General features: G+C 56.9%; 1 protein-coding gene and 1 pseudogene. Both read left to right on the plus strand.

Going from position 1 to position 436, the window contains the following annotated elements; all coding sequences use genetic code 11:
- Positions 1–256, plus strand: a 256-nt coding sequence (locus H0X90_RS35390; protein WP_196438444.1) for a penicillin-insensitive murein endopeptidase, incomplete at its 5' end; no start/stop codon positions are given.
- Positions 256–436: pseudogene (locus tag H0X90_RS35395) on the plus strand (hypothetical protein); the annotation flags it as partial. The gene H0X90_RS35390 and the pseudogene H0X90_RS35395, both read left to right, overlap by 1 nt.

Genomic DNA, 436 nt, shown 5'->3' on the forward strand with positions numbered 1-436 from the left:
CGGAACGGATCGCGACTGGCTGCGTAAAGTGCGTCCGTGGTTCCAGCACCGTGCACATATGCACGTTCGTCTGCGCTGCCCGGCGAACAGTCTGGAATGTGAAGATCAGCCGCTTCCACCGCCTGGCGATGGCTGTGGTTATGAATTGCAAAGCTGGTTTGAACCGGCGAAGCCTGGAACCTCTAAGCCTGAGAAGAAGACACCGCCTCCGTTGCCGCCTTCCTGCCAGGCGCTACTGGATGAGCACGTGATCTAATGGAAACGTTTAATAGCCTGTTTATGGTTTCCCCGCTGTTGCTGGGAGTTCTCTTTTTTGTCGCCATGCTGGCGGGATTTATCGACTCGATTGCCGGTGGCGGTGGGTTACTCACCATTCCGGCATTGATGGCGGCGGGGATGTCTCCCGCTAACGCGCTGGCAACCAATAACCTGCAAG

This window comes from Burkholderia sp. 9775_39 (assembly GCF_015712225.1).
Lineage (GTDB): Bacteria > Pseudomonadota > Gammaproteobacteria > Burkholderiales > Burkholderiaceae > Burkholderia > Burkholderia cenocepacia.